Origin of the sequence: Limnohabitans sp. Bal53, from assembly GCF_003063355.1 — a bacterium.
In the GTDB taxonomy this organism is placed as follows: Bacteria; Pseudomonadota; Gammaproteobacteria; order Burkholderiales; family Burkholderiaceae_C; genus Limnohabitans_A.
Map to the genome: position 1 here is coordinate 112,818 of NZ_NESH01000007.1, position 18,254 is coordinate 131,071.

Consider the following 18,254-nt stretch of genomic DNA (forward strand, 5'->3'; position numbering starts at 1 on the left):
AGGGTTCGGCTTCTTTGGCGGCAGCGTTTTTTGCCGCACCTTTTCCCCGATCCCTGTGAAGCGTGCCAGCCCGTGCGGCTGGCGATGTCCGTTCTTTCAGGGTCTTTTCATGTCTGCAACTCCTTGGCGGGGCCGTCCCCGCCTGGCCTGGCTCACCGCCGTGGCCATTCTTCTGGCATTCGACCAGCTGAGCAAAGCCTGGTTTGCCAGCACCATTGCGTTGGGCACAGCGGTTGAAGTCACGTCCTGGTTCAACCTGGTCCACGTGCTCAACACCGGTGCAGCCTTCTCACTGCTGGCCGATGCTGGCGGCTGGCAGCGGGTGTTCTTCATCGTCATCGGCTTCGTGGTTGTCGTTCCCATCACCTTCTTCTGCCTTGCGCGCCAGGTGGCGCCGATCGAACGGGTGGTGGGCGCGCTGATAGTGGCTGGAGGCGGTGGCAACCTCATCGACCGCATCGCCAATGGGGCAGTGACGGACTTTCTTGACTTGCACTGGCGCAGTTTGCACTGGCCCGCCTTCAACCTGGCCGATGTGTTCATCGTGATAGCCGCAGCGGTCTGGATCTGGCTGTCCTTTCGCCCTGTTGCCTCCAGGACGGAGAGTCCAACATGACCCGGTCGTGGACGCTGCTTCTGCTGGCCTGGCTGGTCGCCACCGCCGCCACCCTGGGCGCGCTGTTTCTCGGTGAAGTCATGGGCATGACACCCTGTGTGCTGTGCTGGTACCAGCGCATCTTCATGTTTCCCATCGCCATCGTTCTGGCGATCGCCTGCTTCACCGATGACCGGCGGGGCGCCATCTACGCCCTCGCCCTGGCTTGGGGTGGGCTGGCGGTGGCCGCGTACCACACCTTGCTGGTCGCGGACCTGATCCCCAAGGCCTGGGTGCCTTGCAGCGCCGGGGTGTCCTGTGCGGACCAAAAGCTCGACATCCTCAACGGCGTGCAAATCCCCTGGCTGTCTCTGGCCGCGTTCATGGCGCTGGCAATCCTCCTCATCGTCTACCTCAGAAAGTCACCCCGATGAACTCCAAAAAAATCACTGTTGTCGCTCTGGTCGCCATTGTTCTGCTGTTCTTTGTCCTGGGCATGAATATCTACCAGAAGCGGGTCCAGAATTCGCAAGCGCAAAAAGTCAGCGAGGTCGTCAACGAGACCCGCAGCCAGTCAGGCGACCAGCCGGGCGCTCAGGCGAACAACCGGTTGGTGCGCTTCCATTCCCCGGTCTTTGGTCCGCGCAACGCACCGGTCACCATCGTCGAATTCTTCGACCCTGCATGCGAGACCTGCCGGGCGTTCTATCCGATCGTCAAGGACATCTTGAAACAGTACCCGAACGATGTGCGCGTGGTGATCCGGTACGCTCCTTTCCACGGGGGTTCTGATCAGGTGGTCAAGCTGCTGGAGGCGGCCAAGCTGCAGGACAAGTACCTGCCCGTGTTGGAAATGGTTTTGGCCGCCCAGCCTCAATGGGCCGATCACGGTAAACCCAATCTCGATTTGGCGTACCGTGCAGCGCAAGAGGCCGGTCTGGACATTGCCAAGGCTCAGGCTGACGCGCAGACCCCCGCCATCGATGCGGTGCTGAAGCAAGACATCGAAGACCTGACGGCGCTGGAAGTGACCAAGACACCGACATTTTTCGTCAACGGCCGTGGACTGCCGTCGTTTGGCGATCAACAGCTACTGGCGCTCGTGGCCGAAGAAGTGGCCAAAGCCAGGAAGTGACATGGGCCTGCGTTTTTCAACCAACCCAAGTCAACTTCTGACTGATCGTCGGCGGTTTGTGCAAGCGGTGTTGGCCGGTGCGGTCGGTGTCCCTGTGCTGATGGCCTGCTCCCCCGCGGTCCCATCCTTCAAAAGCACCGACGTCACAGGTGCCGCCTTTGCAAAGGATTTCAGGCTCCAGGATCAATACGGAAACCTGCGGACCTTGGCGGACTTCAAAGGCAAAGTCGTGGTGGTCTTTTTCGGGTTCACCCAGTGCCCGGACGTCTGCCCCACCTCCATGACAACCTTGGCAGAGGTCAAACGCCAGTTGGGTGACCAGGGTGACCGTTTGCAGGTGATCTTCATCACCGTGGACCCCGAGCGTGACACCCAACCGCTGCTCAAGGAATACCTGGCGAGCTTCGATCCTGCTTTCATCGCCTTGCGGCCCGAACCCGCAGAACTCGAGCGCGTCGCTGCGGATTTCAAGATCTACTTCAAGAAGGCTCCCGGATCGGCGCCGTCCACCTACACCATGGACCATTCGGCGGGAAAGTACATCTTCGACCCCGCCGGACGGGTCCGATTGTTCTCACCCTACGGAACCGATGCCGCCACGATCGCGTCGGACATCCAGATTCTTCTGTCCGCCGTTTGAGGCGATTCAAACTACGCCCAGGCCGCCGAGCTTCCCCACATGCATCCAGTTAAATTGCTCTCTCTGACAGCTCGTATCCACATCCCACGGCAACCCGCACAGGCCGTTTTGGGTGCGCTGATGCTGGGCACCGGCGTCATGGCCTTTGGTGTCTCACCGGCGCTGCCCGATGTGACCCAGGGGCCGATTCGGCAGGTGGTGGAACCTCTTGGTTCGTCACTCGCCCTCCCGGATCTGACGGAGGAGAACCCTGATTTCTCGATCCACCAATCTCAGCTCACTCGCCGCGATGAGACCCTCCAGACCTTGCTCAAGCGACTGGGGGTCGAAGATCGCGATGCGCAATCCTTTCTTGCCCGCGACGCCACATCACGTTCATTGCTCACGGGCGCGTCCGGCAACCTGGTGTCTGTCACCAGAACACCGCAAGGGCGCCTTAAATCTCTGTCGGTTCGTTCGGTGGATGCCAGCAGCCAGCGGGTCAACCGGCTGGTGGTGGAGGCGAGGGACGGCGTATACGCTTCCCGACTCGAACAGCCCACCCCCAGGCGACTGGTCAAGCTGGCATCGCTCTCCATCCGTTCCTCGTTCTACGCTGGCACCGACCAGGCTGGTGTGCCAGATGCTGTGGCCGCGCAAACGATCGAGGCCTTTTCTGGCGACCTCGACTTCCAGCGCAGTCTGCAGCGTGGTGCCCGTTTCAGCCTGATTTATGAAGCATTCGAGCTGGATGGTGAAATTCTGTTCACGGGACAACTGCTGGGCGCCGAAATCCAAAACGGGCAACAGACGCACCAAGCCATATGGTTCCAGGCGCCGGGAACGGCTGGCGAATTCGTCAGCCTCGATGGTTCGAGTCAGCAACGCACCTACCTGGCTTCGCCCTTGGCCTTCTCCAGGGTCACCAGTTCATACGGACCTCGCATCCACCCGGTCTATGGGGGGCAAAAAGCGCACAAGGGTACGGACTACGGCGCCCCGGCCGGAACCCCGATTCGCACGGTGGCCGAAGGCGTTGTGAGCTTTGCTGGCCGGCAAGGGGGCTATGGCAACTATGTGGTGGTTCGCCATCCCGACAAGAATTCCACCGCGTATGCCCACATGGAGCGCATTTCGGTCAAGGCAGGGCAGCGCGTGCAGCAGGGCCAGACCATCGGAGCGGTCGGCTCGACCGGAACAGCGACTGGTCCGAATCTGCACTTTGAATACCTCGTCAAGGGCGTTCGGACCAACCCGTCGCAGATCACCAGCAAGACTTCGAACTCGACCACCGCAGCCTTCAGTCAGCCCGGCTTTCAACAAACGGCCAAATTCATGCGCGAACAGTTTGAACTGGCGACCTCGGTCGCTCTCGCCAGTGCGCAATGACTTGGACCAACCCGAGTTTCATGACCAAGGCACCTGATACTTCCACCACCCGGCGGGCGCTGCTCTCGCGTGCAGCGTTGGCAGCCGGGACTTTTGTTTTACCGTTGGGACGGGCAAGCAGCCAATCAACCTCGAGAACAAGGGGCAACCCGGCCTTGGTGACCGGTTCGTTGCGCTCCTCGCCAGAAGGGCGTCTGATTGAAATCTACCGGACGATCGCAGCGGGCAACAAAAATGCGCTGCCATTGGCCGAGGCGCTGGTGCGGGATGTTCCGGACTTTCAGCTGGGGCAGCTCGTCTACGGGGATCTGCTGATCGCACAAAGTGGAGCCTTGCCCGGCCTTGCTCCGGTGAAAGATGGACCTCCGGCGGTTCGAGAACAACTGCAGAATCTCCGAGCGGAGGCGAATCGCCGACTCGCCGCGCTCAAGGAGATGCCGCCACCCGGAACCGTACCGGAACAGGTGCTGGAGCTGGCCGGCAATGTGCGGCATGTGGTGGTGGTGGACGCCAGCCACTCAAGGGTTTTTGTGTTCGAGCAACAGGCTGGCGGACTGCAATTGATCCGCAGCAGCTATGCCTCCATAGGCCGTGCCGGGTTTGGCAAACAACTAGAAGGCGATTTGCGCACCCCTCTGGGCGTGTACCACATCACCAGCCGACTGGACGATCAGCAAGTTGATGAGCTTTACGGCGTCGGCGCACTGCCGCTGAACTATCCCAACGAGCACGACCGCCGCCTGGGGCGCACCGGGAGCGGCATCTGGCTGCATGGCGTACCGCGTGTCGCCTATAACCGCAGCCCCTATGCGACCGAAGGTTGCGTCGCGCTGGCCAATGACGACATGACCTACCTCATGGATGTGCTGCAAACCCGGCGCACTCCGGTCATCATTGCTGACGAAGTGAACTGGGTTCGACCCGCTGAACTGGCTGCTGAGCGGCGCGGCTTCCTGGCCTTGTGCACCCAATGGCAGACGGCCTACGTCCGCGGTGATAACCAAGTGTTGCAAGCGCTGCAAACGGCAGACTTCAATGCGCGCGAAAGCAGTTCGTTTCACAATGTGTCATCCAAAGTCGACGCTAGGCGCACCATCCCTGAGCCCGACCCACAGGCCCGATGGAGCAATGTTTCAGTTTTCCGCTGGTCGCGTCAAGCTGAGGTGGCGATCGTCAACTACACAGCTACTTCGCCAAGGCAATCCCGAAGTGTCGATCGTCGCCAATATTGGGTTCAAGAACAAAGACGCTGGCAACTATTCTTCGACGGACCGGTCTGAGTACATTGGAGCCACGAACGGTATTGCCCCTTTGCCATGTGAAGCTCTGAATGCAGCCACACCCTACGTTTGTGCGGCTACTCTCCCTTCAGAGCCGAGTTGTCAACTTCGGCTTTGCTTGGAAGTGGAAGGGTGCCGCAAGGTCAATTTGAATGGCTCATTGTGAGAGAACACGCTTTGTTTCACATCGGCGACCCGTTGCGGTCCATCGCATAACGGGAAGGCAGGCGTTCGATTTTCAGTTCTGCCCGTGCCGGATGGACGTACCAAGAGGATTTTTGTGGGCGGGCGAGCGCATCGATATACGATTGGGACGGTAGAGAGGTGGTGCACATTGGGCTGCCAGCACATCCAAGAGTACTCGATGAACAGTTTATGGAGCAGGTTCGTTTCGCCGTGCATTTACGGCTATTTTGGGCGTTGAGCCAGGCCTCAAAAGTGACTACAGCCGTTTTCATCCTTTCATTCTTCTGTGGCGGCGGTCTTTTGCTGTTGTCAGCCACTTCGCTGCGATGGACAAACCTCCGCATCTGGCCGCCAGATGAGCTGGGGACGTGGAAGTATCACGCTTTCTGGTGGCCCTTCCGGGCGCTTGTAATGGGGACCTGCATGTTGAGCGTCATCGACTATCGCAGCGCAGGAGCGTTGCCTACGCCCGTTTTCGCCATCGGATGGGTGCTTCTGGTTTCTGGATTCGGCCTTGCCTTTTACATCACCAGGAAACTGGGTTGGCGCGATGCTCATGGTGAAGCAGGCACACTCAAGACAACGGGTTGGTATGGCTGGAGCAGGAACCCCATTTACGTCGTCACCATCTGCGGCCTAGTTGGACTTGCACTGGTCACGCACTCGCTTTCCGTCTATCCATTGGTCACCATCTGGGCACTCCTCTACCTACTGGCACCATTTCTGGAGGAGCCATGGCTTGAACGCCAATTCGGACAGCAGTACGAAGAATACGCAAGGCAGGTGCCTCGCTTTATCGGGATTCCTCACAGAGAAGGTAAATGACCCATCACGATTGACCGCCATCGGGATGTTGACCCACCGACTGGGTTTGGCCGAGAGCGCGAATCGCCTGAGCCGCTCAAAAACTGACCAACCGCCCAGCCATCTGCATCTTCCAGACATTTGATTTAAAACAACGACCTTTCGCCCCGCCAGCGCATGCTGTGTGTCCCTCAACTCGATGGGAGACCATCATGGAAACCACCGGCAATTCCGTTCATCACGAGCCTTGGAACAAGGGAAAGATCGTTGGACAGAAGGCACCCTTCAAACTGAAAGACATCTGGGCGTTGCGCGTCCGCCTGCAGATGGAGGGTCGGGTCCGCGAGCTCGCACTTTTCAACCTCGGTATCGACAGCAAACTGCGAGGGTGCGACCTCGTCGCGCTCAAAGTCCGCGACGTCTGTCATGGCGAGCAACTGGCCACCCGAGCGATCGTCATGCAGCACAAGACCAAGCGCCCAGTTCAGTTCGAGATCACGGCCGCTACCCGAGACGCTCTGCAGGCATGGATCAAGCAGGCTGCGCTGAAGTCGGATGACTTCATCTTCCCCAGCCGGCTCCACGATTCACCCCATCTTGGGACCCGGCAGTACGCCCGTATTCTTGGCCACTGGGTAGGGGACCTGGGACTGGACCCTGCCGAATATGGGACGCATTCCATGCGAAGGACCAAGGCGACGCTGATCTATCGGCGCACCAAGAACCTGCGTGCTGTGCAGTTGCTGCTCGGTCACTCCAAGCTTGAGTCGACCGTGAAATACCTGGGCATCGAGGTTGATGACGCCCTCGAAATCTCCGAGCAAACGGAAATCTGAAGGGGACATCAGCGGTCGCCTCTGCTGCGATGCCGGGGCGACCGATTTCAATGGGAGCCGCGTGAGGTCGGTCAGAACCAGCGTTTTCGGCTACGAGGAGCCACTCATGATCTTTGGAAAAAACCGGTCTTTCGGACTATGGACAGCGAAGTGGCGCAGCGATCTGCGCCACTTTTTGCATCACTTTTTGATTTCGCTGTAGTCGCCACGGGTGCGAAGGACCAGCTGAACATCCGACTGACCCCGGTTGCGCCAGAACCAGCCATGGTTGCCCGTGAATGCCGCCTCCAGAACGCCTTCATCAGAAGCTACGCCTCTGCCCTTTTCATAGCTGATGGACTTGCCTGGCGCATCGCCATGTGTGTCGAAGTTGACTTCGCCACCTTTGACTACCCAAGCGTATTGAGCCTTGGCGCCTGCAACCATCTTCATCTTGATTTCCGTTCCTTCACCAGGCGTCAAAGTGAAGGGGATCTCGTCCCGCCACTCGACCTTGGGTGCCACTGGCTGGACGGGCGCACTCGCCGTGTTCGCTGGTGCAGGCTTCGCCGCTGGTTGTGCCGCATTGGCGTTGGCGATGACCGAGGCTTCGCTTGCCGTTGAGCTTGCTGCTGGTGCGCCTGCTGCATCCGCTGCGGCTTCTGCCGCCAGTTGTTGCTTGACCTCGCCCATCTCTGTCATGCGCAGGACGCGGCCGATGCCGGTGGGATCGACGCCGTACTCGGCTGGCAGCACGACGGCGACCAGAAGAACCAGGGCGGACCCGGCAGCCAGAATGGTGGATCGCAAGAGCTGCTTGGAAGATGGCAGATCGGCTTGTGAACGGGTATCGCTGTTGTACATGTTAAAAATTCCTTGGGTGTTCAAGACACAACGTAGCCGGTGAGCTGCATGCCCACCAAAATGAATCCGGCGCTCATCATGGCGACGTTGGCGGTGTAGGCGTGTTTGATGAAGCTGGGTGTGCGGCGCCAGTAGCTCATGCCGATCAAGATGACCGCCAAGGCCAGCAGTTGCCCGATTTCCACGCCCACGTTGAACGCGAGCAGGTTGGGCACAAGGCCGTCGGCGGAGATTTCGTACTCCAGGATCTTGGTCGCCAATCCGAAGCCGTGGAACAGGCCAAAGCCCAACGTCGCTACTTTGGTGTTGGGCTGGAACCCGAGCCAGCGCTGGAAAGCACCGATGTTGTCCAGCGCCTTGTAGACGACGGAAAGTCCGATGATCGCGTCGATCAGGTAGCTGTTGATGCCGACGTTGAAGTAAACGCCCAGGATCATGGTGGTGGAGTGACCGATCGCAAACAGACTCACATAGATCGCAATGTGTTGCAGCCTGTAGAGAAAGAAGATCACGCCAAACAGAAACAGGATGTGGTCGTAGCCCGTCATCATGTGTTTGGCACCCAGGTACACAAAGGGCAGCAGGTTGACACCCGAGATTTCCTGGATATAGCCCTTGTCGCCCGCTGTCACGGCGTGGGCAAAGGCTTCTGCACTGCTAAGCAGCAGGCAGATGAAGAAAGCAAAAAGCAAAAAAAGACGGGGGTGCCCGATCGCCCATGGCGAATGGGGCAGCCTGTCGTGAACAAGGCTGTTCATAAAAAAGACTCCGATGGTCTGAAAGAAATGGTCGCGCTGCGAGGCGCAGCGCAAAGGCGGTGAGGAGAAGCGCCTTAGCCCATCGGTGGGCGATCCAGCCGGTAGGCCTGCCCCATTTCAATCCAGGGCCGCACCATGATTTCCCAGCTGGGAAGTTGCGGCGATGCATTGCCCCAGGCAAGGGGCAGATGGTGGGCTATGTCGTGCGAATGATCCATCGCGTGGTGAGGGTGCTCTGCACTTGCACGCTCATCTGTCTCCGACACCTCAACCCCTTGATCTGCATGTTCATGGCCGTGAGGATCTTCAGGAGCGGTCAGCGCAGATTGATGCGATTCAACTATAGCGGCCAGACCGTGGGAGCTGGTGAGTCCAATCGATGAGACGACCGTCCCGAACATGATCACCATGAGCACCAGCCACCGCATACCCAATGCTGCCAAAGTAGGCAGTGTTGAGGGGTGGGCGCGAAGAGTCATGAGGTTTTTTTGGGTGAGACAGCTGATTATAGTATCCCCCTAGGGGGGATAATAACGTCCATGACACTTCCGCACATTCACGCTTCACACCCCGCCGTCATCAAGCGCCTAAAGAGGGCGAATGGGCATCTGAACAGCACGATAGCGATGTTGGTGGAGGGCCGTCCCTGCCTGGATATCGCTCAGCAGTTGCAGGCGGTGGAGAAGGCCGTACAACAAGCCAAGAAGGCGCTGATCCAGGACCATTTGGACCACTGCCTCGAACATCTCGTGGGACCACTTGCTGGAGAGCATCAGCACTCCATGGAAGAGTTCAAGGAAATCACTCGGTACCTCTGAGTTGTCGGCTCTTGCTACCGAACGCAGATCCATTGAACCAAAACATGCTGGCCATTCTTTCCAACCGCACCTACCGTCACTTGTTCGCCGCTCAGGTGATTGCGTTGATCGGGACCGGTCTGGCGACCGTGGGGCTGGGGCTATTGGCCTTTGATCTGGCAGGCGAGAACGCAGGGATGGTTCTGGGAGCGGCATTGGCCATCAAGATGATCGCCTACGTGGGCGTGGCACCGGTCGCTGCGGCCTTTGCCGAACACCTGCCCAGACGCACCATGCTGGTGACGCTGGACCTGGTCCGGGCGGCTGTTGCCCTGCTGCTGCCATTTGTTTCCCAGATCTGGGAAATCTACGTGTTGATTTTTGTGTTGCAAGCCGCGTCGGCCGCTTTCACACCCACCTTTCAGGCCACCATCCCCGATGTCCTTCCAGAAGAGGCGGACTACACGAAAGCATTGTCGCTTTCACGCCTTGCGTACGACATGGAGAGCCTTGTCAGTCCGATGCTGGCTGCCGCATTGCTGACGGTGATCGGCTTTCACGACCTGTTTGCAGGCACGGTGGTGGGGTTCCTGGCTTCTGCTGCGTTGGTGGTGTCGGTGATTTTACCCGTTCATCCAGCTCCAAAGCGCCGCAGCATCTACGACCGAACCACACGCGGCCTGCGAATTTATCTGGCCACACCTCGGCTGCGCGGGCTGTTGGCGGTGAACGCGGCGGTCGCAGCGGCAGGAGCCATGGTTTTTGTCAACACGGTTGTCATCGTGCAAGGCAAGTTCGGTTTGACCCAGAGCGCGGTGGCCCTGGCGTTGGCCAGCTTCGGAGCCGGCTCCATGGTGGCGGCGCTGGCCTTGCCCAGTCTTCTGGAGAAACTGGCGGACCGGCGCGTGATGCTGACAGGCATGGCGTTGATGGTTGTGGGAATGTTCGCGGGCACCTTGGTGGTCGGACATGCATCGCTAATGGCCTTGTGGTTCGCCCTTGGCTTGGGTTACTCGACCGCCCAAACGCCTTCCGGGCGTTTGTTGCGGCGATCCTCAAATCCAGAAGATCGACCTGCGCTGTTTGCCGCTCAATTTGCGCTGTCGCATGCCTGCTGGTTGTTGTTCTACCCATTGGCCGGCTGGTTGGGTGCCCGTTTTGGCATGCCCGTGACCTTTGCTGTTTTGGGCAGTGCTGCTGCATTGGCCGTTTGGGGGGCCACACTGGTCTGGCCGCCCCAGGATCCAGAGTCCATTGAGCACGAACACCCTGATCTGCCAGCTGGACACGCCCATGGCGTGGGCACCACCGAGCAAGGTGCGCGCCATTCGCACCCTTTTGTGATCGACGACCACCACCCGCACTGGCCCAACTTGGGTCGTTGAAGCCGGCGCAGGGTATTTGCCTTGTTCCGTGATTTCTCCCGTTCAACTCAGTGCAAGGGATCTCGGCACCTCGGCTTTGCTTGGGGTTCGGGTGCGGCGGCAAAGTTGCCTTGAAGTCCTCACTCAATGAAAAAACGCCTTTCGATTTCTGTGGCGACCGCAATAGGTCGGGAGCACCAGCTCATCCTTGGCTTGTGCAGTCGTTCCAGCAAACTTGTCTGGCGGGCCTTGATCGAGTGACAGGTCTGCGGGGTCAAGCTGCCGCTTGAAGCCCTGCTCCGCGAATGGCAGGTTACGAAACTCGCGAACGTTTAGGCGACAATTTCCTATGTCTGGACCCAGCCTTGAAGCGACTTTAAAATTCTCCAAGTTCGGCTGTCCAGTGGTTGCAGCCTTTGATGTTGCCCCCGTGAATTCACGGTTTGGGCTTCAGAGTTGCATCCTTGCGGCTCAATGAACCCTCAGCACCTCAAACTGCTGTCGGACTGGAGCGACTTGTATCGACACCTCATCACCCTCGCATTTACCCAGCATGGCCCTGCCCAAAGGGGATTCGCTGCTGATGACCTGAACGAGGTGAGCGCCGCTGACCAACTTCATGCTGCCCCCATCCGGGCCGAGAAAGAGTTGTTGCTGCTTGTCGTCGGCATCGACCAGGCACACCGGGGCGCCGAGCTGTACCCCTTTGCTGGCGTCGTAGGGGCTCGGGCGGAATAGACGCCAATTGACCATCGCCTGGCGGATGGCCTCGGCGCGACGCGCTTGGCCGGTGGCCAAGTAGGCGGCTTCGAGTCCCAAGGTGTCGTATTTGTTTTCAGCGATGGTCTCTTCGTGAGTCGCCGTTTCATGGGCTGCCCGCACTGCCTGTTCGGCTTGCAGCAGGTCTTCGGCGAGCCGATCCAGCACCTGCTGCCGCAGCAAAAATTTGTCCATGTTGAAAAATCGGTATCTCGAACAAGCCGGGGTAGGGCTTGATTATGAAGGGCTCCACCAGCCTTCCACACTTCGGCTGGCTGCAGGTCAACTTCAGCCACGGGTAGGGTTCCGCCGGTGGACAAATTCCGACAGATTTGCGCCCTTGGCAGAATACTGGTTAAATATCCAGTATTCATGATTCAACCGACCAGATGCAAGCCTCTGTTTACCGACTGCGCGACCGAGGCATCAAGCTGCCCCGTCCATCTTCTCCTCAATCTGGCGATGTTCAGCTGGCCAAGATCGACAGGGGAGACCTGAGGTACTTCCAGGCCCGTTTGCTTGATGGGGACCTTGATGTGTTGCCGCCCCTTCATAAAGCGGTGATCACCCGCGTGTCCAGCAACGGCATGGTCATTCATGGAGAAGAGATGTCGTCCAGAAAGCCGACCAGCATCAAGACCCGTGTGTCGTCGTACCGGCAGACATGGTGGGCGCTTGTTCAGTGCGCGGCGCCATCTGGCATCGACATGCTGGAGGAGATCGCCAATGGAGAAGATCCCAGTGAGTACCTTTCAAACCATTCTGATATTCCCCCAGCTTGGCAGCGGGCCAGCGAATCTGGAGGCCGCGATCCCCGGTGACCCTTCCGACTACATCGTCCAGCAACACGGCGCATGGTGGATGGTGACTCGGCAAAACAGTCAGGAGACGATCTATGCCGGGCCAGGGCCGGTCCAGGTTGAGCGGACTACCCAGCGGGTCTAAATGGGCAGCGTCAGCACATGGGCCTTGTCAGGCTCGGCGGCGCCATGGCGAAACAGCTCAAGTGGTGGCACGCGAATCAGCGCCTCTGCCGCTTCCTTTGGGCCATGCAGCCACAGATCCCAATCGGCTCTTTCGATGGCCACGACCGTTCGTTTGTCCTGCTTGTCCGGCCCTTGTTTGGGATCAGGCTTGTGCATCAAGGCTAACAGGGGATGCCCATCACAATTCTGGGTGAGCATGGTGTAGTTCTGCACCACTTCACCCGTGGCCGGATCGGTCCACTCGCTCCAGAGTCCGGCCAGCATCCACGGTTCGCCGTCTTCTCTCCAGAATCGCCACCAGGTGTTTTTTGAAAGCGACATCGGGTCCGCGTGCGTGATGCCCCAATACGGTTCCTGGAACCAGGCTACCGGAATCAGGCACCGTTGCTGGCGTGCCCAGGGAAAACGGTATGTCCATGCGGTGGCCACCGTTTCGCGACGAGCGTTGTTCGTGCTCATGCGGCGACCTTCACGCGTCTTGGGGGTGCGCTCCTTGGAGCTGGGGGGAATCATGCCCCATTGCCCGACCTGAGCGACGGAGTCCTGTTTGACAAAAACGCCCTGTCCCAATGGGGCCACCGTGTGGTCCCACGTCAGGCCATCGAGTCCCTTGAACAATTGTGTGCGAAGCGTGTCTGCATCAACGCTTCCATACAGGTTGCACATGCATCACCTCCAGTGAGTTCTGCAAAAAGCCGCTTCGGCGCATGGATGCTGCTTCTTGCCTGTCATCGCCTTTGCAAAGTGACATTATTTCGCAGGTGAATCCTGTTGAGTTCGACATGCAGTGGAGGTCGGCTGAGCTGACCCTCAAGCAGGAGGGCCCAGTTTTTGAAATGGCCTCTGAGTCGCGCAATGAGGGTGATCGCCCGATGAATCGACGCCGGGCCGTCGTTCGTGCTGAATAGGCGGCGAACCGTAGATTGGGACGCCCAGGCAGGTCAGTGGTTTGCCGTGGGGCGCGCAGCACTCCAGCGTTCCAGGTCGGACCGGTGCCAGCCAATGGCGCGGCTGGACAGCTTGACGGGGGAGGGGAATTTGTCCTCAGCGACCAGGCGGTAGATGGTCGAGCGGCACAGGCCGGTCAATCGTGTGACCGCAGGAAGACGCAAGATGGTCAGACTGTCCGAGTGGTTGGACTCGGTGGTGGGTGGCAGGTAGGTGTGCATGTGGGTACTCCGAGTGAGGGATGCTTCCCAGTCTAGGCCGTGGTCGACTCGATCCGACCGATGACTTTGCGGTAAAAATAGTCGCTCAGCTTGGGGATGTCCTTCGGGATTCTCAGCGCTCTGGGTGTTTGCAGATAAGCTGGTCTCTCTGCACATTGGTGACCCCCAGTGGCGTTCGCTCAGCACCAAAACACTAACAAGACAAACTGAGTTCGAGTAACCACCCGTCATGCGAGTCCTGTTCCTGAAAACCCACAACGGTGTGAGCCGAGCACTGCGCTGTGCGCTGCTGGCTTTAACGCTGGTGATGGTTCTTGGGTACGGGGTGCGTGTGGCGCTGACAGCTGTGTTGGACAGGTTGCCGTCGCTTGTGGAGATGATCAGCGTTGCGTTGCTGCTGGGCTTGCTGGTGGTCGTGGCGGTGAGATGGCACCACAACCGGCGCATGTGGCGCGTGACCGTGGACTTGCAAGACTCTGCGCTCTGGTGATTCGGCATGACGTCACCCACGGTGAACTGCTCCCAGGTGGGGCAGAGCGCACTTTCGTTGCGGCGCGGTGTCCAACAATCGGTGTGATCTACAAGGGTCATGACCAAGTAAGGTTGTGATACCGTCAAGCCACCCTGAAATACCGTCTTCGCCATCGGTAGCGAGCACCTGATACCGTCATTGCATTAAAAAACATGTCTCTTTCGCATTCCAATCGCTGTCACGAACCATTGAGGAGTGAGATCGAAAGCAAAGAGCCCCGGAAGGGGCTCTCGAAAGTGACGGTAGATCTGTCGGTATTGGGCCCGTTCTCGGCTGGCACGCAGCGCTCTTTTCCTCTGAGCCGCGACCAACTGTTGACAATAGAGTGGGAATGAGGTTTCGATTGTAAGTTGTTGATTAATATAAGTTTTTATCGTGCATTTAAGCGTTATCTGGTAAATTTTCGATTCTTCACGTAGCCTTTTGTCTTGGAAAATTCTACTTCTCGCACCGTTGGTTTTTCGAGGGGATTACCCTTTAACCACCATTGGTTGCTCTGACCCTTCAGATATATCCAGGCGGCAGAAGCTGAGGCCAACAACCATTGGCAACACGCTAGGCAAGCTTCCACGGTAGAAGCGTGCCTTATCCCATCAAGCCTCAACGAAAACCGGCGGCGTTCACCTGACTTAAACTTCTAAGGCAGTCCGTGACTCCAAAGCGCAAAGTGTCGAAATGCGTCATCACATACCGTAGTTGAGACCCACGCCCGACATCTATCTGTTCAGCGACCCCGCCAAATAGGTGGCCTCTTTTCAACAAACGCCTGAATCCCCTCCACCGCGTCTGGATGGATAGAGTTTCGGACCCCAACCTCTCCTGAGTACTCATAGGCATCGGCCAAGCCCATGCGCAGCTGTTGGTAAAAAGCCCGTTTGCCGGTTGCGAGCGTGTAGGTGGATTTGCTGGCGATCTGTTGGGCGAGTTCGCTCACCCTCGCGTCGAGGTCCTCGGCGCTCACCAGCTCGTTGACCAAGCCCACGCGCAGTGCGAACTCGGCGTCCATCAGGGCACCCGTGGCGAGCATTTGCATGGCGTGTTTGGGTGCGATGCAGCGGCTCAGCGCCACCATGGGTGTCACACACCACAGGCCAATGTTGACGCCCGGGGTGGCAAAGCGCGAGCCGGTGGTGGCGATGGCGAGGTCCGCTGCGGCCACCAGTTGGCAGCCCGCCGCGGTGGCCACGCCGTCGACCGCGGCAATCACGATCTGCGGTTGCATCTGAATGGCCTGCATCATGGCCGAGCACTGAGCGGACAACTCTTTGAAGAACTCGGCATCGGGATGGTCGCGGATTTCTTTCAAATCGTGCCCGGCGCAAAAAATGCGCTTGCCCACGCCCGAGAGCACGATGGCCGCGATATCGGTGCGTGCCGCCAGGGTGTTCAGTGCCTTGTGCAGGTTTTGAATGGTGCCCAGCGAAAGGCTGTTGCCATTGCTCGGCCGGTTGATGCTCAGGTAGGCGACTGCGCCGTCTTCACGGCAAACCAATTCTTCAAAGTCAGTGCTCATGGGGTACTCCAGATGGGTGGGTGTTCAAAGCCAATGACGCCGTTCAATGTTTGTTGTCCACCAGCAAGGGCGCGTCGGCCGCGAGTTCTTCCGGGCTCAACCACTCGATCGCGTCAAGTTTCAAACGCGTCAGCTGTTTGAATCGTTCGTTGAGATCGGCTTCCGCAGAGTCCCTGTTGGTATCGGGCGCGAGCACGGCGCGCAAGCATGCGGTTTCCCGGTGTTGTTGCTTGCCGATCACGAGCTGGGCGCGTTGCACGGAGGGAGCCTGTATGACCAGTTCTTCGACGTTGCGCGGATAGATGAAAATTTCGCGCACCTTAACGCCTTGGCCCACCCGGCCTTGCAACGGCCCAATGCGATCCACCAGGCCGTCTGGCGAATGGGCCAGCGCCTGCGCCACGTCGCCTGTGCCAAAGCGAACCAGCGGCCAGCCTCGGTCGAGCGTGGTGACCACGATTTGGCCCGGTTCGCCCACACCCAGCGGCACGCCCGTTTGCGGCTCGCAAATCTGCACCAGCCGATCGGGTTGAACGGTGTAGCCAGGCTTCCCAAGTTCTTCGTAGGCAATGAGCCCGAAGTCGCCGGTGCCGTAGGCCGAGAAAGTTTGGATCGCGTATTTGTGTTCCAGCGCGCGGCGCTTGCCCATCCAGTCGCCCAGCTCACCGCCCAGCATGGCCGAGCGCACCTTCCATTGCGAGGGCAGGTGATACCCCATGCGCTCCAGCGTTTCGACCAAAGTCACGAAGAAGGCGGTGGACGCGCAGATGCAGGTGATGCCGAGCTCCACAATGAGTTTCGCTTGCTGCTCGGCGCCGCCGGGGCCGCAGGGAATCAGCGTGGCGCCGGTGGCGGCAATGCCTTCGTCCAGCAACAGACCAGCCGGCACCAGGTGGTAAGACCAGGTGTTGAGCACGCGGTCGCCCGGCCCAATGCCCGCGTGGCGAAAGGTGTGCGAAAAACCGTGGCCGGTGCCATCGTCAAAAAGCTGCGGCTCGTAGATCGGGCCTGGCGAGACAAACACACGGCGGATGGCGGTTTCCTCGACCGCGAGAAATCCGCCGAAGGGCGGCGACTCGCGCTGCTTGTCCAGCAGCATGTCTTTGCTGGTCACGGCCAGGCGTGCAAGATCGCCTGCGCTTCGCAGGTCTTGCGGCGTCATCTGCGCGGCTTCGTAGACGGCGCGAATCGCCGGGGCTTTGTCGTAGGCGAATTGCTGTGCAGCGCGCAGGGCTTCGAACCGATCGGAGGAGGTGGGGGCGTGCATGGCGTGCTTGCCTCAGCGGCCTGTGAAGCGCGGAGCGCGCTTTTCGGTGAACGCGGCCAGGCCCTCGTGCAGGTCGGCGCTGTGCTGGTGCACCTCGCAGGCCAGCAGTTCCAGCCGCAAGGCGGTGTCCACGGATTGCTGGAGACCGTCGTCGACCAAGGCTTTCATGCGGCGCAGGCCCAGCGGGCTCTTGGTGGCGATTTTGTCGGCCACGGCCTGTGTGGCGATTTCCAACTGGTCGTCGTCCACCACCTTGTTGACGAGCCCGGCCGTCAACATCTCTGAAGCTTCGACGAAATCGCCTGTGAACAGCAGGTATTTCGCGCGGGTCGCGCCAATGATGCGGGGCAGGCGCACCGAGCTTCCGCCACCCGGCAGAAGGCCGTAGTTCGCATGGGCGTCGCCAATCTTGGCGCTGCGCGCGGCCAGCACCAGGTCGCAGCACAACACCAGCTCCAGACCGCCTGCGAGGGTGAGTCCGTTCAAGGCGGCAATCACGGGTTTGGGGAATTTCTCGATGCGGTTCATCGTGGCCAACACGTTTTCGAGAAAGCGGTTGGTACCCACTTCACCGGCCTGTGTTTTGACGTACTTGAGGTCGGCGCCCGCGCAGAAGGCACGGCCGGAACCGGTCAACACGACCGATGTGACTTCCGGTTGGCGCTCCGCCTCGCCCAGCGCCGCGTTGATGGCCTCCAGCACATCGGGGGTCAGTGAGTTCATCGCGTCTGGGCGGTTCAGACGGATCCACATCGACCCATTTCGGATCTCGGTAACAACGACAGACATGGGCATTTTCGCTTCCTTGGTGGCTTGCAGTTTCGTGCTCTTGATTCTGTCCATTCCCAAAGATGTGTGACTTAGGGCTTTCCATTACCCAAAAGTAAAAAACTTGAACATATAGTAGATCAACATAGAAAAGAGACCCATGACTGTGCACATTTCTACCCCGTTGCCCATCGCCCCGCTGAGCGGCATCCAGATCCTTGAGTTCGAGGGCATTGGGCCCGGGCCTTTGGCAGGGCTGATGCTGGAGCAACTGGGGGCCGACGTGACGCTGGTGGTGCGCCCCGGGCCGGGTGCCTTGCCCGATGAGCTCACGCCCAAAGAAGGCATGTTGCTCTCGCGAAACAAGCGCCGCGTCACCCTGAACCTCAAGCACGATGAGGACCGCTTGCAGGCGCTGGACTTGATCGCGCGCTGCGATGGTCTGATTGAGGGCAACCGCCCTGGCGTGATGGAGCGCCTGGGTCTGGGGCCTGCTGTTTGCGGGGAGCGCAATCCCCGCCTTGTTTACGGGCGCATGACGGGGTGGGGCCAGGATGGGCCGTTGGCGCAGGCCGCCGGACACGACATGAACTACGTGGCCCTCACTGGCTTGATGTCGCTCACCGAGCGGCCGGGCCACCCGCCTATGGTGCC

Annotated in this window: 22 protein-coding genes; 13 read left to right on the forward strand and 9 right to left on the reverse strand. The window is 59.4% G+C overall.

Going from position 1 to position 18,254, the window contains the following annotated elements; all coding sequences use genetic code 11:
* Positions 1-109: 109 nt before the first annotated feature.
* The 8 genes from lspA to B9Z50_RS16290 all read left to right on the forward strand — a co-directional run bounded on the left by lspA (position 110) and on the right by B9Z50_RS16290 (position 6,844).
* A complete protein-coding gene (lspA, locus tag B9Z50_RS16255) occupies positions 110-616 on the forward strand; it encodes a signal peptidase II (RefSeq protein WP_108365795.1) in 507 nt (168 codons plus the stop codon).
* Positions 613-1,029, forward strand: coding sequence for a disulfide bond formation protein B (locus tag B9Z50_RS16260; RefSeq protein WP_108365796.1), 417 nt, complete (start codon positions 613-615; stop codon positions 1,027-1,029). The genes lspA and B9Z50_RS16260 overlap by 4 nt, the downstream gene beginning before the upstream one ends.
* Positions 1,026-1,730, forward strand: coding sequence for a thioredoxin domain-containing protein (locus tag B9Z50_RS16265; RefSeq protein ID WP_108365797.1), 705 nt, complete (start codon positions 1,026-1,028; stop codon positions 1,728-1,730). The genes B9Z50_RS16260 and B9Z50_RS16265 overlap by 4 nt, the downstream gene beginning before the upstream one ends.
* A 1-nt stretch (position 1,731) precedes the next feature.
* The gene (locus B9Z50_RS16270; RefSeq protein WP_108365798.1) at positions 1,732-2,370 is read left to right on the forward strand and encodes an SCO family protein; all 639 of its coding nucleotides are present in this window, start codon (positions 1,732-1,734) and stop codon (positions 2,368-2,370) included.
* A 120-nt stretch (positions 2,371-2,490) separates the two neighbouring features.
* Entirely contained in the window at positions 2,491-3,738 is a 1,248-nt protein-coding gene (locus tag B9Z50_RS16275) for a M23 family metallopeptidase (RefSeq protein ID WP_158270695.1), read from the forward strand.
* Positions 3,739-3,758: 20 nt separating this feature from the next.
* Positions 3,759-5,018, forward strand: a complete 1,260-nt coding sequence (locus tag B9Z50_RS16280) for a murein L,D-transpeptidase family protein (RefSeq protein WP_158270696.1) — start codon at positions 3,759-3,761, stop codon at positions 5,016-5,018.
* Between the two features lie 375 nt (positions 5,019-5,393).
* Positions 5,394-6,029, forward strand: a complete 636-nt coding sequence (locus B9Z50_RS16285) for an isoprenylcysteine carboxylmethyltransferase family protein (RefSeq protein ID WP_108365801.1) — start codon at positions 5,394-5,396, stop codon at positions 6,027-6,029.
* A 191-nt stretch (positions 6,030-6,220) separates the two neighbouring features.
* Complete coding sequence (locus B9Z50_RS16290) at positions 6,221-6,844, forward strand: tyrosine-type recombinase/integrase (protein ID WP_108365802.1); 624 nt, start codon at positions 6,221-6,223, stop codon at positions 6,842-6,844.
* A gap of 180 nt (positions 6,845-7,024) precedes the next feature.
* On the opposite strand, the gene B9Z50_RS16295 is transcribed toward B9Z50_RS16290, so the two are convergent.
* The 3 genes from B9Z50_RS16295 to B9Z50_RS16305 form a co-directional block, all read right to left on the reverse strand.
* Entirely contained in the window at positions 7,025-7,687 is a 663-nt protein-coding gene (locus B9Z50_RS16295; protein WP_108365803.1) for a transmembrane anchor protein, read from the reverse strand.
* Positions 7,688-7,707: 20 nt separating this feature from the next.
* Entirely contained in the window at positions 7,708-8,445 is a 738-nt protein-coding gene (locus tag B9Z50_RS16300; RefSeq protein ID WP_108365804.1) for a HupE/UreJ family protein, read from the reverse strand.
* A 74-nt stretch (positions 8,446-8,519) separates the two neighbouring features.
* Positions 8,520-8,924: a hypothetical protein gene (locus B9Z50_RS16305; protein ID WP_146183233.1), complete on the reverse strand. Its 405-nt coding sequence runs from the start codon at positions 8,922-8,924 to the stop codon at positions 8,520-8,522.
* Between the two features lie 60 nt (positions 8,925-8,984).
* Between B9Z50_RS16305 and B9Z50_RS16310 the strand changes: the two genes are divergently transcribed.
* Together B9Z50_RS16310 and B9Z50_RS16315 are read left to right on the forward strand one after the other, a co-directional pair.
* A complete protein-coding gene (locus tag B9Z50_RS16310; RefSeq protein WP_108365831.1) occupies positions 8,985-9,263 on the forward strand; it encodes a metal-sensing transcriptional repressor in 279 nt (92 codons plus the stop codon).
* A gap of 44 nt (positions 9,264-9,307) precedes the next feature.
* A complete protein-coding gene (locus B9Z50_RS16315) occupies positions 9,308-10,627 on the forward strand; it encodes an MFS transporter (protein ID WP_108365832.1) in 1,320 nt (439 codons plus the stop codon).
* A gap of 450 nt (positions 10,628-11,077) precedes the next feature.
* Here B9Z50_RS16315 and B9Z50_RS16320 read toward each other — a convergent pair whose 3' ends face one another.
* Positions 11,078-11,560, reverse strand: coding sequence for a GreA/GreB family elongation factor (locus B9Z50_RS16320; RefSeq protein ID WP_108365806.1), 483 nt, complete (start codon positions 11,558-11,560; stop codon positions 11,078-11,080).
* Positions 11,561-11,754: 194 nt separating this feature from the next.
* Here B9Z50_RS16320 and B9Z50_RS17510 point away from each other — a divergent pair, with 194 nt between their 5' ends.
* Positions 11,755-12,186 carry a hypothetical protein gene (locus tag B9Z50_RS17510; RefSeq protein ID WP_146183234.1) on the forward strand — a complete coding sequence of 144 codons (432 nt, stop codon included), beginning with the start codon at positions 11,755-11,757 and terminating at the stop codon, positions 12,184-12,186.
* Between the two features lie 120 nt (positions 12,187-12,306).
* Here B9Z50_RS17510 and B9Z50_RS16335 read toward each other — a convergent pair whose 3' ends face one another.
* Together B9Z50_RS16335 and B9Z50_RS16340 are read right to left on the reverse strand one after the other, a co-directional pair.
* The gene (locus tag B9Z50_RS16335; RefSeq protein WP_108365809.1) at positions 12,307-13,017 is read right to left on the reverse strand and encodes an SOS response-associated peptidase family protein; all 711 of its coding nucleotides are present in this window, start codon (positions 13,015-13,017) and stop codon (positions 12,307-12,309) included.
* Between the two features lie 275 nt (positions 13,018-13,292).
* A complete protein-coding gene (locus B9Z50_RS16340) occupies positions 13,293-13,520 on the reverse strand; it encodes an AlpA family transcriptional regulator (RefSeq protein WP_108365810.1) in 228 nt (75 codons plus the stop codon).
* 229 nt (positions 13,521-13,749) lie between these two features.
* Here B9Z50_RS16340 and B9Z50_RS16345 point away from each other — a divergent pair, with 229 nt between their 5' ends.
* Entirely contained in the window at positions 13,750-14,010 is a 261-nt protein-coding gene (locus B9Z50_RS16345) for a hypothetical protein (RefSeq protein WP_108365811.1), read from the forward strand.
* 766 nt (positions 14,011-14,776) lie between these two features.
* Here the strand turns inward: B9Z50_RS16345 and B9Z50_RS16350 are convergent.
* Genes B9Z50_RS16350 through B9Z50_RS16360 form a run of 3 tightly spaced genes read right to left on the reverse strand, consistent with a single transcriptional unit; the run spans position 14,777 to position 17,675 of the window.
* Positions 14,777-15,565 (reverse strand): enoyl-CoA hydratase, encoded by a 789-nt coding sequence (locus B9Z50_RS16350; protein ID WP_108365812.1) that lies wholly within the window; start codon positions 15,563-15,565, stop codon positions 14,777-14,779.
* Positions 15,566-15,608: 43 nt separating this feature from the next.
* Entirely contained in the window at positions 15,609-16,832 is a 1,224-nt protein-coding gene (locus tag B9Z50_RS16355) for a phenylacetate--CoA ligase family protein (RefSeq protein WP_108365813.1), read from the reverse strand.
* A 12-nt stretch (positions 16,833-16,844) separates the two neighbouring features.
* On the reverse strand, positions 16,845-17,675 hold the full coding sequence (locus B9Z50_RS16360) for an enoyl-CoA hydratase/isomerase family protein (RefSeq protein ID WP_370463091.1): 831 nt from the start codon (positions 17,673-17,675) through the stop codon (positions 16,845-16,847).
* An 85-nt stretch (positions 17,676-17,760) separates the two neighbouring features.
* Between B9Z50_RS16360 and B9Z50_RS16365 the strand changes: the two genes are divergently transcribed.
* A partial coding sequence (locus B9Z50_RS16365) for a CoA transferase (protein ID WP_233249917.1) occupies positions 17,761-18,254 on the forward strand: 494 nt, incomplete at its 3' end.

Coding starts and splice junctions, on each gene's coding strand:
- lspA (WP_108365795.1), top strand. CDS start 110: ATGTCTGCAACTCCTTGGCGGGGCCGTCCCCGCCTGGCCTGGCTCACC.
- B9Z50_RS16260 (WP_108365796.1), top strand. CDS start 613: ATGACCCGGTCGTGGACGCTGCTTCTGCTGGCCTGGCTGGTCGCCACC.
- B9Z50_RS16265 (WP_108365797.1), top strand. CDS start 1,026: ATGAACTCCAAAAAAATCACTGTTGTCGCTCTGGTCGCCATTGTTCTG.
- B9Z50_RS16270 (WP_108365798.1), top strand. CDS start 1,732: ATGGGCCTGCGTTTTTCAACCAACCCAAGTCAACTTCTGACTGATCGT.
- B9Z50_RS16275 (WP_158270695.1), top strand. CDS start 2,491: ATGCTGGGCACCGGCGTCATGGCCTTTGGTGTCTCACCGGCGCTGCCC.
- B9Z50_RS16280 (WP_158270696.1), top strand. CDS start 3,759: ATGACCAAGGCACCTGATACTTCCACCACCCGGCGGGCGCTGCTCTCG.
- B9Z50_RS16285 (WP_108365801.1), top strand. CDS start 5,394: ATGGAGCAGGTTCGTTTCGCCGTGCATTTACGGCTATTTTGGGCGTTG.
- B9Z50_RS16290 (WP_108365802.1), top strand. CDS start 6,221: ATGGAAACCACCGGCAATTCCGTTCATCACGAGCCTTGGAACAAGGGA.
- B9Z50_RS16295 (WP_108365803.1), bottom strand. CDS start 7,687: ATGTACAACAGCGATACCCGTTCACAAGCCGATCTGCCATCTTCCAAG.
- B9Z50_RS16300 (WP_108365804.1), bottom strand. CDS start 8,445: ATGAACAGCCTTGTTCACGACAGGCTGCCCCATTCGCCATGGGCGATC.
- B9Z50_RS16305 (WP_146183233.1), bottom strand. CDS start 8,924: ATGACTCTTCGCGCCCACCCCTCAACACTGCCTACTTTGGCAGCATTG.
- B9Z50_RS16310 (WP_108365831.1), top strand. CDS start 8,985: ATGACACTTCCGCACATTCACGCTTCACACCCCGCCGTCATCAAGCGC.
- B9Z50_RS16315 (WP_108365832.1), top strand. CDS start 9,308: ATGCTGGCCATTCTTTCCAACCGCACCTACCGTCACTTGTTCGCCGCT.
- B9Z50_RS16320 (WP_108365806.1), bottom strand. CDS start 11,560: ATGGACAAATTTTTGCTGCGGCAGCAGGTGCTGGATCGGCTCGCCGAA.
- B9Z50_RS17510 (WP_146183234.1), top strand. CDS start 11,755: ATGCAAGCCTCTGTTTACCGACTGCGCGACCGAGGCATCAAGCTGCCC.
- B9Z50_RS16335 (WP_108365809.1), bottom strand. CDS start 13,017: ATGTGCAACCTGTATGGAAGCGTTGATGCAGACACGCTTCGCACACAA.
- B9Z50_RS16340 (WP_108365810.1), bottom strand. CDS start 13,520: ATGCACACCTACCTGCCACCCACCACCGAGTCCAACCACTCGGACAGT.
- B9Z50_RS16345 (WP_108365811.1), top strand. CDS start 13,750: ATGCGAGTCCTGTTCCTGAAAACCCACAACGGTGTGAGCCGAGCACTG.
- B9Z50_RS16350 (WP_108365812.1), bottom strand. CDS start 15,565: ATGAGCACTGACTTTGAAGAATTGGTTTGCCGTGAAGACGGCGCAGTC.
- B9Z50_RS16355 (WP_108365813.1), bottom strand. CDS start 16,832: ATGCACGCCCCCACCTCCTCCGATCGGTTCGAAGCCCTGCGCGCTGCA.
- B9Z50_RS16360 (WP_370463091.1), bottom strand. CDS start 17,675: ATGGACAGAATCAAGAGCACGAAACTGCAAGCCACCAAGGAAGCGAAA.